The organism is Lentimicrobium sp. S6, from assembly GCF_013166635.1.
Lineage (GTDB): Bacteria > Bacteroidota > Bacteroidia > Bacteroidales > UBA12170 > UBA12170.
Genome location: NZ_JABKBZ010000001.1, coordinates 1 through 12,370 on the forward strand (window position 1 = coordinate 1; position 12,370 = coordinate 12,370).

14 protein-coding genes are annotated in these 12,370 nt (G+C 35.0%); 4 read left to right on the plus strand and 10 right to left on the minus strand.

Annotated features, from left to right (window positions below; all coding sequences use genetic code 11):
* Positions 1–124: 124 nt before the first annotated feature.
* The 3 genes from HNS40_RS00005 to HNS40_RS00015 form a co-directional block, all read right to left on the minus strand.
* Entirely contained in the window at positions 125–775 is a 651-nt protein-coding gene (locus HNS40_RS00005) for a hypothetical protein (RefSeq protein ID WP_172275925.1), read from the minus strand.
* Between the two features lie 10 nt (positions 776–785).
* Positions 786–1,556, minus strand: coding sequence for a molybdate ABC transporter substrate-binding protein (gene modA, locus HNS40_RS00010; protein WP_172275927.1), 771 nt, complete (start codon positions 1,554–1,556; stop codon positions 786–788).
* 205 nt (positions 1,557–1,761) lie between these two features.
* The gene (locus HNS40_RS00015) at positions 1,762–2,676 is read right to left on the minus strand and encodes a glutaminase (RefSeq protein WP_172275929.1); all 915 of its coding nucleotides are present in this window, start codon (positions 2,674–2,676) and stop codon (positions 1,762–1,764) included.
* Positions 2,677–3,069: 393 nt separating this feature from the next.
* On the opposite strand from HNS40_RS00015, the gene HNS40_RS00020 reads away from it, so the two are divergent.
* On the plus strand, positions 3,070–3,444 hold the full coding sequence (locus HNS40_RS00020) for a T9SS type A sorting domain-containing protein (RefSeq protein WP_172275931.1): 375 nt from the start codon (positions 3,070–3,072) through the stop codon (positions 3,442–3,444).
* Positions 3,445–3,689: 245 nt separating this feature from the next.
* On the opposite strand, the gene HNS40_RS00025 is transcribed toward HNS40_RS00020, so the two are convergent.
* From HNS40_RS00025 to HNS40_RS00035, 3 genes are all read right to left on the minus strand, one after another.
* On the minus strand, positions 3,690–4,292 hold the full coding sequence (locus HNS40_RS00025) for a hypothetical protein (RefSeq protein WP_172275921.1): 603 nt from the start codon (positions 4,290–4,292) through the stop codon (positions 3,690–3,692).
* 219 nt (positions 4,293–4,511) lie between these two features.
* Positions 4,512–5,747, minus strand: a complete 1,236-nt coding sequence (locus HNS40_RS00030; protein ID WP_172275933.1) for an S-adenosylmethionine:tRNA ribosyltransferase-isomerase — start codon at positions 5,745–5,747, stop codon at positions 4,512–4,514.
* 20 nt (positions 5,748–5,767) lie between these two features.
* A complete protein-coding gene (locus HNS40_RS00035) occupies positions 5,768–6,019 on the minus strand; it encodes a hypothetical protein (RefSeq protein ID WP_172275935.1) in 252 nt (83 codons plus the stop codon).
* A 253-nt stretch (positions 6,020–6,272) separates the two neighbouring features.
* Here HNS40_RS00035 and HNS40_RS00040 point away from each other — a divergent pair, with 253 nt between their 5' ends.
* Entirely contained in the window at positions 6,273–7,202 is a 930-nt protein-coding gene (locus HNS40_RS00040) for a riboflavin kinase (protein ID WP_172275937.1), read from the plus strand.
* A complete protein-coding gene (locus HNS40_RS00045; RefSeq protein WP_216663641.1) occupies positions 7,195–7,989 on the plus strand; it encodes an MBL fold metallo-hydrolase in 795 nt (264 codons plus the stop codon). The genes HNS40_RS00040 and HNS40_RS00045 overlap by 8 nt, the downstream gene beginning before the upstream one ends.
* On the opposite strand, the gene HNS40_RS00050 is transcribed toward HNS40_RS00045, so the two are convergent.
* From HNS40_RS00050 to HNS40_RS00060, 3 genes are read right to left on the minus strand one after another with little or no spacing between them, the layout of a single operon-like run.
* Complete coding sequence (locus HNS40_RS00050) at positions 7,986–9,083, minus strand: cytochrome-c peroxidase (protein ID WP_172275939.1); 1,098 nt, start codon at positions 9,081–9,083, stop codon at positions 7,986–7,988. The genes HNS40_RS00045 and HNS40_RS00050 overlap by 4 nt on opposite strands.
* Positions 9,080–10,105, minus strand: a complete 1,026-nt coding sequence (locus HNS40_RS00055; protein WP_216663642.1) for a cytochrome c peroxidase — start codon at positions 10,103–10,105, stop codon at positions 9,080–9,082. The genes HNS40_RS00050 and HNS40_RS00055 overlap by 4 nt, the downstream gene beginning before the upstream one ends.
* 7 nt (positions 10,106–10,112) lie before the next feature.
* Positions 10,113–11,078, minus strand: coding sequence for an MbnP family protein (locus HNS40_RS00060; RefSeq protein WP_172275941.1), 966 nt, complete (start codon positions 11,076–11,078; stop codon positions 10,113–10,115).
* Between the two features lie 385 nt (positions 11,079–11,463).
* Here HNS40_RS00060 and HNS40_RS00065 point away from each other — a divergent pair, with 385 nt between their 5' ends.
* Positions 11,464–11,952, plus strand: a complete 489-nt coding sequence (locus HNS40_RS00065; protein ID WP_172275943.1) for a dihydrofolate reductase — start codon at positions 11,464–11,466, stop codon at positions 11,950–11,952.
* A gap of 106 nt (positions 11,953–12,058) precedes the next feature.
* Here the strand turns inward: HNS40_RS00065 and HNS40_RS00070 are convergent, their stop codons facing one another.
* On the minus strand, positions 12,059–12,301 hold the full coding sequence (locus tag HNS40_RS00070; protein ID WP_371742896.1) for a hypothetical protein: 243 nt from the start codon (positions 12,299–12,301) through the stop codon (positions 12,059–12,061).
* Positions 12,302–12,370 lie beyond the last annotated feature (69 nt).

A 12,370-nucleotide genomic window follows, 5' to 3' on the forward strand; every position in this document is an offset into this window, starting at 1 on the left:
TTCTTTAGATTTAACAGAAGGAATCATCGCCAATCAATTTTAGATAAAATCATTCAGAGATGCGTAGAGCATAAACCGATTGCTTACGCTTCGATTAAATTACACGAGACTTAAATGGGTAACCCTATAAATTATATCTCTGAATTCTATTGTCCATGTTTTGATGGAGTTGAGTTTTTCTTTCTTGAACCTGAAGATAAGCTCTATTGGCTGTTTCTATTGCTCTGCTAATTAAACTCTCCAGTTGTTTGTAATGAGAATTTACTTCTCGGTATTGTTGCTCATTTTCTGATTCATAATACTCCTTCATAACGATAACCAAATGATTTGAAAGATCATTTATCATACTTAATCTAGGAGATAATTCTACAATCTCGCTGCTAAATTCTTTATTAAAGGCCTGATATATTATTTTATCGGTAAATAGGTCTTGATTATAAATGTTGATTTTTATATTATTCTCATATTCACCACCAGATATTAAAACATCAGTTAATAGATCAATATCTGCTAAAAGGCTTTTGATTTCCTTTTCTTGTTTAGTGAATAAGCGAATGTCTTCCAAGCGGTTTAATCGATAAGATATCTGATGTAACTCGTTCAGTTTATTCTGTAATATTTTAATAAGGTTGATATGTTGCTGTTCATTGAAGATGATTCTCTCATCTTTGGCTTTAGCGTTTACTATCAGATTATTAATGGTCATTAAAAGGAGGATGGAAAACAAGAAACTCACCATCATCAAAATAATTTTTCTTGAAATTGATTTTTTCATAGCTTCTAATTTAATTCAGTCCGTGTTTTTTAAAGATGGCTTGGCCCTCTGGAGAAATTGCATAAGTCATAATCTTTTGCGCAATATCAGGATGTTGACTACTTTCTAATTGTGCCAAAATCAATCTCTTTTTTGTGTTTTCAAGGCATGGAATATCCAATATATCCATATAATCGCTATTTCGATCCCAAGTATAGGTGGCATACCAATTTATCACAATATCGGCTTCATCATTTATAATAGCCATGCTTAAGTCTTTTGAGTCTGTGGTAAACCGAATAGCATTTTGTTCCACTTCTTCAAATACACCTTCTGAAACCAATAGCTTTTTGGTTGCTTTTCCCACGCTTCCGCTACTTGGATTACCAATAACAACATAATAATCTTTAGAAGTGAGGCTTTGAATTTCAGCTTTGATATTTAATGGGTTTCCTTTTTGAACGATGACGGCTAATTTGTTGTGACCAACTTTGGCCGTATCTGTTATTATTCCTTTTTTAAATGCCGTGTAAATATAGGATTCGGAACCAGGCAAATACAAGTCTCCAACACCATTTTGCTCAATGGCATTCAGTAAATTACCAGAGCCTCCCTTTGATATTTCAATATGACAGTTTTCTTGTTTTTCGATGATCTGTTTTATTTCCGTCATCGGACGAATCATAGTTATGCCACAATATATTAATAGTTCTTTCTTTTCTTCTTGCTGATTCACTTTGCAGCTAGTAAAAATAAAATGAAGCACAATAAGGCCTAGGAATAGTATGTATTTCTTCCCCATTTTTATAAATCTTGATTTTTAATAAATTATTCGAATACTAAGTTAATCAAAATTATTTGGAATGGCAATTTGGATGTGCTAAGCTAGTACTTGAGGAGTCAATAGGAAATATAATAGCATAGGCTATAAATGACATGTATGGAATGTAGATTTTAGTCTCTACTGTAATGAGTTTGACAAGTTAGATAAATGCAACAAGAAGTTTCTAAAAAACCGAAATGCCAGTATAAGTGGTAAACAGTTCTAAAGCCCTTAATCCAATCTTGGAATTTCCAGATGGGTTTAAACCCGGAGACCATACCGTAACCACCAATTGACCTGGGATGATAGCGACTATGCCTCCACCCACACCGCTTTTGCCCGGTAATCCAACACGATAGGCAAAATCGCCGGCAGCATCGTAGAGCCCGCTAGTGAGTAGGAGGGAGTTCATTCTTTTGCTTTGGCGTAGACTCAATACTTCTTGTTTACAAAATGGAGAGAATCCTTTGTTCGCAAGGAAAATAAATGCTCGGCTTAAATCGGCGCATGACATTTGAATGGCCGATTGGTGGTAGTAAACATCTAAAACCTCTTTAGGTTCGTTATTCAGGTTTTTATAGCTCTTTAGGAAGTTGGCTAAAGCCACATTTCTATATCCTGCTTCTTTTTCTGAATGAGCTACCTCGAAGGCATAGGAAACTTGAGGATTTCCAGCCAAATTTCTAACAAAGGAAAGGAGTTCCTTTTTCATCTTGCCAGGGTTTTGTGTAATCATATCGGTAATCACCAAAGCTCCGGCATTCATAAATGGATTTCTCGGAATGCCTTCTTCGAATTCTAATTGTACCAAAGAATTGAATCTTGTTCCCGATGGTTCTTTGCCTACTCTTTCCCATACCTTTTCATGGAACTGCTGCATAGCCATACTCAAACTGAATACTTTGGCTATACTTTGTATGCTAAAAAACTCATCGGCTTGTCCTACTTTAAATTCTTGTCCATCAACGGTATGAACTGCCATACCAAACTTATTTAGGTCGATATTAGATAAGGCAGGAATATAGTCTGCTGCTATTCCTCTAGAAGTTTCTGCTTGCACTTCTTGTTCTATTTGAAGAAGGATTTCTTGTAAATTCATGGGGCGAAATTACTTAATTCCATCAATATTCATGGATTAGTTTCACTAAATCACTTGGAATGAAATCATCGTAACTTTGTTTTACGAATGTATTTTATTCTATTAATCACCAAATATGGCTGGGAGCCTGAAGCTGGAAGTCTGAAGTAAATTTACTTTTAGCTTCGAACTTCCGGCTTCGAAGCACAAAAATTACAAAAAAGAAACACTAAAGCGCATAATTTTAAAAAGGAATGAGACAATAAACGAGAAAAGAACTACACTTACGATTTAAATATCTACGGATACAAATGGTGAGCTGTAATGGCTTGATATCCCGTTTTATAGAGCTTATCTTTGTATCAACAAGTTTAAGGAATAAGTGTTAAGAACGAACAATTAGGAGGACCAACCATGAAAAAAGTATTACAAATTACCACCAGTATTATTATCATACTCAGCTTAAGCTTTTTTAGTCCTTTAAAAGCTCAAAATTCACAAATAGAACAAGAAACACAATTTAATATATATCCTAACCCTGTGATTAGTGGACAAGTGGTAAAGATAGAAGTAGAGGTAGATGAGAATAAAATCGTTCATTATTATGTGTTCGATTTTGCGGGAAGAATGATAGAGGAGTCCACTGGTCATAGTTTAGGCCTAGGAGAAGTAAGTTTGGAGAAAGAGTTCACCATAGAGATGAAGGGAATGTATTTTGTTAAGGTGATTATGGAAGATGTTAGAACGAATACTAAGAAATCTATGGTGAAAAAGCTCTCCGTTAATTAGTCTTTGGAAGAAAATGTCAAATACTGCGTTACTCTAGATTTGAAATCAGTCATTTACAAAAGTAAACTCCTTAATTTCAAAACTTCGAAAGCCTTGTCTTTGACCTCATCTTATCAAAGACCTAAAAAAAAGGTGTTTTTTTGAAGGCACATTTAAAAAAGACATAAAGATATTTGTTAATAAAACCCGAATTGATTTTGATTTCAGAAAAGCCCCGGATCGCGAGATTAGGGGCTTTTATATTTTCAAAATAGATGTTTACATTTTTCTGCATAAACAGCTGCCTTTTCTTTATCATGAAGTAGTAAATACAAATCATGAATTTCTTTATAAATATAATCGTTTGATACACCATTTTTATCAGAAATTAGAAACGCATCCAAAGCTTCTTGGTACCTGTTTTCATCACGATATATATATCCTAAATCTTCTGCTATGACAGAAGGAGTCTTTGATATTTCTAGACCTCTTTTTAAAACCTCAATACCTATACTGGGTTTCATCTGTGAATAATACATTTCGTAATCACCAGTGGCCTCACATGCAATCATTGGAATAACTTCCTTTTCCTCTAACTCATAAGTTTGAACATAATTTAAGCCGCCTTCAGTCTGAAAAATGACATAATCACTGATTCTTTCAGGTAGTGAAACATCCATAAAACAATCATTTTCATTATGTTTGGAGTCAATCAAAATTGCTCTGACTATACAATGGGCTTCTTCATCAGGAATAATCATTTCTAGCTTAGGTGACAAAATCCACTCTCTAGGATCCTCAGAGTTTTCTTCAATGATATCAAATAATAAGGATTGTTGCTTTTGATGGTATATATCTTTCAATTTCATATTTATAAGTTATTGGTAATGAAAAATAAAGATACAAATATTCATCTAGATAGGTAGTGAAACTAAACAGGAATCTATTGAAACTTTAGGTATAGCGATAAATAAAATATACGAGTGTAAAACTAAGATTCTAATTATGACTTCTTCTATATGTATATCGCCATTAACCATTGTAAAATTCAAAGTGTGCTTAAGGCCTACTTTAAATAGGAAGTGGTATTAATCTTCAGCATACAAAAACAAACAACTATCTCCATAACTTAAAAAGCGGAAATCATTGTCCATAGCGTATTGGTAAATTTCTTTCCATTGCTCTCCCAAATAGGCCGATATGAGGAGGAGTAATGTGCTTTTTGGCTGGTGGAAGTTGGTAATCATGCCATCAATCATTTGATAGTCGTAGCCTGGACCAATGAGTATTTGGGTTTCGGAGCGCAGCTCCTGGAGTTTGTGCAGAATTAGAAAGTCGAATATAGCTTGTAATGATTGCTCTACCGAGGGTAAAGACGCTATATGCTCGTCCAACTCATAAGCCTCCCATTGACTGATTTTATATTCTTCTAGATTGGGTTGATGAATCATTTTTACGCCGATCCAATATAAACTCTCTAAGGTTCTAATACTTGTAGTTCCTACTGCTATTAGCTTTTGGTCTTTTTTATTAATCAATGATTCAATTAATTCCTTCTTCACCAAAATTTGCTCAGTATGCATGATATGATTGCCCACTTCCTCATCAGAAACTGGTTTAAAAGTTCCAGCACCCACATGCAAGGTCACATAATGAGTTTCTATTTTTTTATGAGACAATTTCTCCATTACCGCATCCGTAAAGTGCAATCCTGCTGTTGGAGCAGCAACCGAACCCTCATTACGTGCATAAATGGTTTGGTATCTAATTTTATCGTTCTCTTCGGCATTGCGATCCATATATGGAGGCAATGGAATTTTGCCAGTCTCTTCCAATACAGTAGCAAAATCAAGCTCCTCAGGTGTCCAAGTCAAACGGATATAGCTATATTCTCTTTCGTCTTTAAGTTTTTCTGCTTTCAGCACATTCTTTTGACCAGTTAACTCAAAGGGCATTTCCAGTTCACCGCTTTTCCATTTCTTTCTATTGCCAATAAGGCATTTCCAAACCACTCCACTTTTTTGCTGAAATGCATCTTGAATTTCGCGAGTAGGTTCAACTGGTTCTAGGCAAAATATTTCGATTCTAGCGCCTGTATTTTTTGCAAATATCAACCGAGCTTGAACCACTTTGGTATCATTAAAAACCAAAAGGCTATTTTCTGGTAAGAAACTTGAAAGCGTTTTAAACTGACTTTCCTGAATTTTCCCATTAAAATACAATAGCTTAGAAGCATCCCTTTCTTCTAAAGGATACTGTGCAATTCGATGTGATTCTAGAGGGTAATCGTATTCTTGGATTTGTATATTTGAGGGTCTTTGCATAGTAAATCCGATATGTTTGATTAGAGGTTCAGGATGTCATCAATATTTAAAACATCGAGGTATTCATCTACTATATAACCTAATTCTGGGGTGTCTATTTTGCGAATTTTGTTTAGGTCGAGATCGTAGATGACTTCCACATAAAACTGCTTGTAAATATAGAGTTTCATGATACTTTCTTCTTCTTTCTTTTCCATAATCAATCGCCCAGACTCCATAATGAGTAGCAGTTTCTGAACTTGTGTAAGACTATTAAAGCGTGCTTTTTCCATAAGTGGTATTCCTGCTGCAAAGATACTGGAAATTGCTTTTGCTTAGAAAATTTAAGAATCTTTCAGAATTAGTCTAAACATCATTCTTATAATTATTGCTCATGTCATTTACTTGATATAGCCAAAACTTACCAGCTTGCATTAATTAAGCTTCGGTTTCAAATCGAAACTATCAGGAGAGCATTAAATAATACGCATCTCAAACGAACCAAAAAATCTCTTATCTTCGCATGTATTCTAAAACATTTAGTCAGTGAAAATATATTACGGTTTCGACGAAGTGAAACACATCAAGAATGCAGTGGTAACTGTAGGTTCTTTTGATGGTGTTCACATGGGGCATCAAGTCATTATCAATAAATTAAAGGAATTAGCCAGAATTGAAGAGGGCGAATCGGTGGTGATCACCTTTTATCCTCATCCAAGAAAAGTTCTTTATCCAGAAACTACTGGTAGAGATTTATTGATGATCAATACACGCAAAGAAAAGATTCATCTTTTGGAAAGAGCAGGAATCGATCATCTGATTTTTGTGGAATTCACAAGAGAATTTTCCAATACTACATCGGCACAGTTTGTGGAGGATTATCTCATTAAAAAGCTGAATACTAAAGTATATGTTACTGGTCAAAATCACCATTTTGGTAAAAATAGAGATGGAGATATTGATGAGCTTTCTAAGCTTGGAAAAGAACACAACTTTCAAGTTGAACTGATTCATTTGCAAGATATTCAAAATGTAGATGTAAGCTCCACATTGATTAGAGAGTCTATTATTAGAGGGAAATTGAATACTGCCAACTTGTATTTAACTCATCCTTATTTTGTGATTGGACATCTTTCTTCCGGAAGTCAATTGTATAAACGGATGGGATATAATACATTCCGTATGGATATTGGCGATAAGTATAAATTGATTCCTCCTTGCGGTTCTTATAAAGTGAGAATTAATTATAATGGTCATATTGACGATGGAATTGCTTTGATTAGTACTTGCACCAATGCACTAAACGAAAGTGTTCTAGATATTTATACTAAGAATATGGATGTTCATAACCTTCCAGGTAAAGATGTGATTATATATTTCTTGGAGGAGCTTAATGTTCAAGACGACGAGAAAAAAGGCAGCCTTCTCAATTCCATCATGATGAAGGATTTGATTAGATTCGATAGCAATGGCTGATGCCGAAGCCATGCATATTGAGTTTCTAGGGACTGGAACATCATTGGGAGTTCCTATGATTGGTTGCAAATGTCATGTTTGTAAATCAAGCGATACTAAGGACAATAGAATGCGTGCTTCTTTGTTGATTAAATACCAAGGAAAAAATGTAGTGATTGACTGTGGACCAGATTTCAGGACCCAGTTACTACGTGCTGGTGTTGACGATTTAGAAAGCGTAATTATCACCCACGAACATCGCGATCATATTGCAGGTTTAGACGATGTGAGAAGCATCAATTATATCCTTAGGAAAAGTGTGGAGCTTCGCTTATCGGAGGAGTCTTTAAAAGCAGTAAAAGTTGAGTTTCCCTATATATTTAACCCTGGCGATTATCAAGGTGCTCCCCAAATAGATTTAGTACATTTAGATGATGAGCCTTTTGAGTTAAATGGGTTGAAATTTATTCCATTAAAGGTGATGCATCGCCATATGAAAGTATATGGTTTTAGAATAGGCGATTTTAGTTATATCACCGATGCCAATTATATTCCAGATGAAACCATGGCGATTCTAAAAGGCACCAAAATAATGGTATTAAATGCCTTAAGGTTAAAAAAACACCCGTCACATTTTAGTTTAGAAGAGGCTATAGAAATTGCTCAAGAAATTGGAGCTGAGAAAACCTATTTCACCCACCTCGGCCATTTAATTGGCAAGCATGAGTATGTAAATCCCAAGCTCCCAAAAAATATGGAATTGGCTTATGATGGTTTAAGCTTTTCTATTCCTTATTCTCAAAATTAATTCTGAAAAGGATTGGCATATTCTGTGTTATTCAAGAATGTTTCATCGGTAAGCGTCATCAAAAAAGCTTTTAAATCTGCTATATCTTGTTCATTCAACTGCAATCCTGGTTCTAAATTATATTGCATTGCATCATCAATGGTTGTAGAGGCTTTTACATGTCTGTTATAATGCTCCAAAACTTGATTTAGGGTTTCAAAACGACCATCGTGCATATAAGGTCCTGTTGCCGCAATATTCCTAAGTGATGGGACTTTAAATTTAGCTCGGTCTGCGGGGTTTTCTGTGACAGAAAAATAGCCATCATCAGCAAAATCGACATCAGTGTCCAAACCATTATTCATATATTGGTTATTGGTGAAATTTACTCCTGCATGACAGTGAAAACACTCTCCTCCTTTTTGCTGACCATTGGGATCGTATTCTGTAAAAAACAAGTCTTTACCACGTGCTTCACTTTCACTAAATGTTGCAATTCCTAATAGCACTTGGTCGTATTTGCTATTCATTGACAAAATGGTCATCATAAACTGTTCCATGGCCAATCCCATTCTCTCGCTACTAATTTTATCATCACCAAAAGCTCTTATGAATTGATCTTTGTAAACCTTAGATTCCTCCAGTTTTGCTACTACATTTTCTAATGTCTCATTCATCTCTAGGGGGTCTTGAATAGGCATGAGTGATTGTTCTCTCAATGTTTTTGCTCTTCCATCCCAGAAAAAACTATTATTATGCCAAGCCATATTAAAAATGGCCATCGCCTGACGTTTCCCTTCCAAGCCTTCTACACCTTCGCTAAATCTCCTGGTATCGCTAAAGCCATCTAATTGTAAGTGACAATCTGCACAACTTTGAGAGGCATCTTTCGAAAGCATGGGTTCATAGAACAACATTTTGCCGAGCTCCACTTTTTGCTGAGTCAGCTGATTGTCTTCAGGAATAGGTGGTTTTGGGAAGTAACTGGTATTCAATACATAAGAACTTGTATCATAAACAGCGACCTCCTCAGGTTCGGTGTTTTGGTTTTCATTTTTATCGCAACTAATGAGCAATATGCTAATTAATGCCAATAGACTTAGAAATTTATTCATGGTTTTTGGAAGTGTTTATTATTAATAAAAGACTCATCTGTAAGGCTTTGTAAAAAGGCGATGAGGTTTTCTTGGTCTTGTTTACTTAAGTTCAAGGGTTTAATCAATTGGTTTTTGTGGGGATGGTTTTTTCCTCCACTGTTATAGTGGGCCACTACTTCTTGCAGATTCTTTAAGGAACCATCATGCATATAAGGAGCTGTTATGGCTATATTCCTTAAAGAAGGAGTTTTGAATAAGGCCAAATCAGCTTCGTCATAGGTTAGTCTATAGCGACCCTGATCCTCATATTCCTCGTATAATCCATTATTCTCAAAGGCATAATTAGAGAAATTAAAGCCAGAATGACATTGGAAACAATTGGTTTTTTCACTATTAAATAATTCTAATCCCGCTTTTTGTTGTGGATTTAATGCTTCATTATTATTTTGAAAGGAAAAGGCATCATATGTACTATTTCCACTCAATAAACTTCTTTCAAAAGTGGCTATGGCTCTAGTAATAACAAATGGATCTATTTCCCTTTGGTATGCTTCTTGGCTTAAGGAAAGGTAGAACTCATCTTCTCTTAACCTTTCAGTTATTTCTAAAAGATTAAAATCAAACTCTACATGTTCTTGCACTGGAACCAATACTTGCATTTCAAGAGTATTTACTCCGCCTTCACGAGTAAAATAAGGTTGATAGGCCACATTGGCCAAAGAAGGAGAATTCCTTATTCCAGGGCTGTTTTCTACACCTAAACTGACTCTGGTGGTATCGCTAAAAGCAAAAGAGGGCAGATGGCAACTGGCACAACTGATACTTTGATCTCGTGATAATGATTTCTCGAAAAATAGGTTTTTTCCAAGTTCCCACCTGGCATGAGAATATTCATTATCCTCGGGATATTCCACGGCAGGAAAACCCTCAGGAATTTCCATAGAAAATGGAATTTCCTGAATAGTTTCTGAATCCTCTACCTTTGAACAAGCAAAAGCTCCAAATAAGAGGATAAAAAATATGAAAAAAGGAGTTCTCACTAATTTCTTATTGACTGATCACTAATTTTTGTGTTTCAATAACCTGAGACTGATTTATTAAGCTTAAGAAGTAAATTCCTGCTTCATCAATATCTATATCAAGTTTGGTCTGATTGGCTTCTATAAATTGTTCTTTAATAATACGGCCACTTAAATCGGTGATCTGTAGTTTAGAATTTGTAGGATAATCTTTATAGAGAAGAATATGGGTTTGATGAATGGTCGCAGGATTAGGTGCAATTACAAAACTAGCTTGTGGCTCTAAATCATCAAGCCCAGTAAATACCATTTGCGAAAATACTTTAGTGGAGAAATTAGACAATAAGACTGCAGATTCGCCAGTTTCAGCATGTGAAAATAAACCTGCAGAAACATCAATATTTTCAAGTAAACCCATATAATCAGCTTTTATACTGATGATTCTTTCATCACCATTGACCAAGTTGGCAGTAGGAAGATTTACCATTAAATAATTAATATCACCTAAACTATGTATCTGATAGTCGATTAATAATGCAGTACCAGTCTTTCCTTCTAGTGCAGCAAATCTATAGCCCGAAGCCCAGCCCCAATGCATATCAGGATTTTGTAGTGCCAATGGATGGCCTTCAGGATAAGTAGTAGGATCTAGATGGTTTATCTCAGGTTCAACACCTATTCCAAATCGAATTTCTTCAATAACATCAATGTCATGATTTCCAAGATTGAAAGACATTTCCTCTTCCACATTTACTAATAGCCAAGTGTCTTCTATGTCTGTAACTATTCCGCCGTCATGAACAATTTTAATTTGCGACACATAGTATTGTAATCTTGTGATGGAATACTCATAATCAAGATCATGTGTATAGGATTGTTCCATTTCTAGAACTTGGTCTCCCATATAATTATTAATATTAAGGATTATAGCGTTTTGAGCAAAAGAGCCAAAACCTAATAATACCAATAGGGAAAAGAGTACAGTTTTCTTCATAAGAATAGTTTTTAATTTAAAAATACATAAAAGCAAAGCCAGGGTATTGGCTTAATTGTTTGTGCTTCTTCCGGTATACCTTCTATGTATAAATGGAGAAAAAAGGCTTTAAAATCACTTCGTAAAACCCTATATTATAGTCAAATATATGAAAACAATCTTCAATTCAAACATAGTGGTTTTGTATTTAGGTATTTTAATGTCTTAATTATTTGTTTTTGCACTAAGACTCATTTGTAGAACTCAGAAAATGAGTAGGCTAGAAAGGTGAATGACAAAACAATATACTTTGTTAAATATTTTATAAAGTTTTAAATAGAAAATGTGCCTAGGATAAATAGGCGATGATGAGTGATTATTTCTAAATTTGCAAAAAAACAAAGATATGCTCTCTATCATAGTTGCCGTTGCTGAAAATAATGCCATTGGAAAAGATAATGATCTCATTTGGTATATCTCAGACGATTTAAAACGTTTTAAGCGCTTAACTACAGGTCATACCATTTTAATGGGAAGAAAGACTTACGAATCTTTACCAAACGGAGCCCTCCCCAAAAGAGAAAATGTGGTGATTACTAGAGACAAAGACTTGAAATTAGACAAATGTACCATGCTACATTCTGTTGACGAGGCCATAGAAAAATATGCCAAGTCAGAAGAAGAAGTATTCGTGATTGGAGGAGGGAGCATTTATGAGAAACTACTTCCATATGCACATAAAATCTTCTTGACTAAAGTTCACTCTAGCTTTGAAGCAGATGTGTTCTTCCCAGAAATCGACATACAAAACTGGAAAGTTATAGCAGAAGAGCATCATGAGAAAGGGGAGAAGAATGAGTTTAATTTTAGTTTTATTGATCTTGTGAAGGTTTAACCAACGGAGGCCCTGAGACATAAGGGATTTTAATAGTGGAGTGAGAGAATGATAGGATCTATGGAGCCTCTAATGCTATTAACTCATTCACTGGGGTGTTCACTCATCATAGCCATACTTCCAAAGATTCTTGTACTATCAAATCATGGTCAAAAGCCAATTCAGGTAATTCATCAATAAAGAACCATTCTGTTTCACTGGCATCATCACCCGCTTGTGCTTCTTGTTCTTCTTCTAAAAAAGCTCCAAAAACTACACTTACCGTTCTTCCTCTTGGGTCTCTTCTGGGTTTGCCATAGGTTTTTAATTGTTGAAGTTTCACATTTGTAAAATGAGCCTCCTCCTCCAATTCTTTAAATCCTCTTAGAGAAGTTCTAAGGATTTTTTAAAGAGATTGTTGGTTTTTTATGAAGCAGAA

Bases quoted from the DNA above. Each gene is read 5' to 3' on its own strand.
- HNS40_RS00005 (WP_172275925.1), bottom strand. From the start codon at position 775: ATGAAAAAATCAATTTCAAGAAAAATTATTTTGATGATGGTGAGTTTC.
- modA (WP_172275927.1), bottom strand. From the start codon at position 1,556: ATGGGGAAGAAATACATACTATTCCTAGGCCTTATTGTGCTTCATTTT.
- HNS40_RS00015 (WP_172275929.1), bottom strand. From the start codon at position 2,676: ATGAATTTACAAGAAATCCTTCTTCAAATAGAACAAGAAGTGCAAGCA.
- HNS40_RS00020 (WP_172275931.1), top strand. From the start codon at position 3,070: ATGAAAAAAGTATTACAAATTACCACCAGTATTATTATCATACTCAGC.
- HNS40_RS00025 (WP_172275921.1), bottom strand. From the start codon at position 4,292: ATGAAATTGAAAGATATATACCATCAAAAGCAACAATCCTTATTATTT.
- HNS40_RS00030 (WP_172275933.1), bottom strand. From the start codon at position 5,747: ATGCAAAGACCCTCAAATATACAAATCCAAGAATACGATTACCCTCTA.
- HNS40_RS00035 (WP_172275935.1), bottom strand. From the start codon at position 6,019: ATGGAAAAAGCACGCTTTAATAGTCTTACACAAGTTCAGAAACTGCTA.
- HNS40_RS00045 (WP_216663641.1), top strand. From the start codon at position 7,195: ATGGCTGATGCCGAAGCCATGCATATTGAGTTTCTAGGGACTGGAACA.
- HNS40_RS00050 (WP_172275939.1), bottom strand. From the start codon at position 9,083: ATGAATAAATTTCTAAGTCTATTGGCATTAATTAGCATATTGCTCATT.
- HNS40_RS00060 (WP_172275941.1), bottom strand. From the start codon at position 11,078: ATGAAGAAAACTGTACTCTTTTCCCTATTGGTATTATTAGGTTTTGGC.
- HNS40_RS00065 (WP_172275943.1), top strand. From the start codon at position 11,464: ATGCTCTCTATCATAGTTGCCGTTGCTGAAAATAATGCCATTGGAAAA.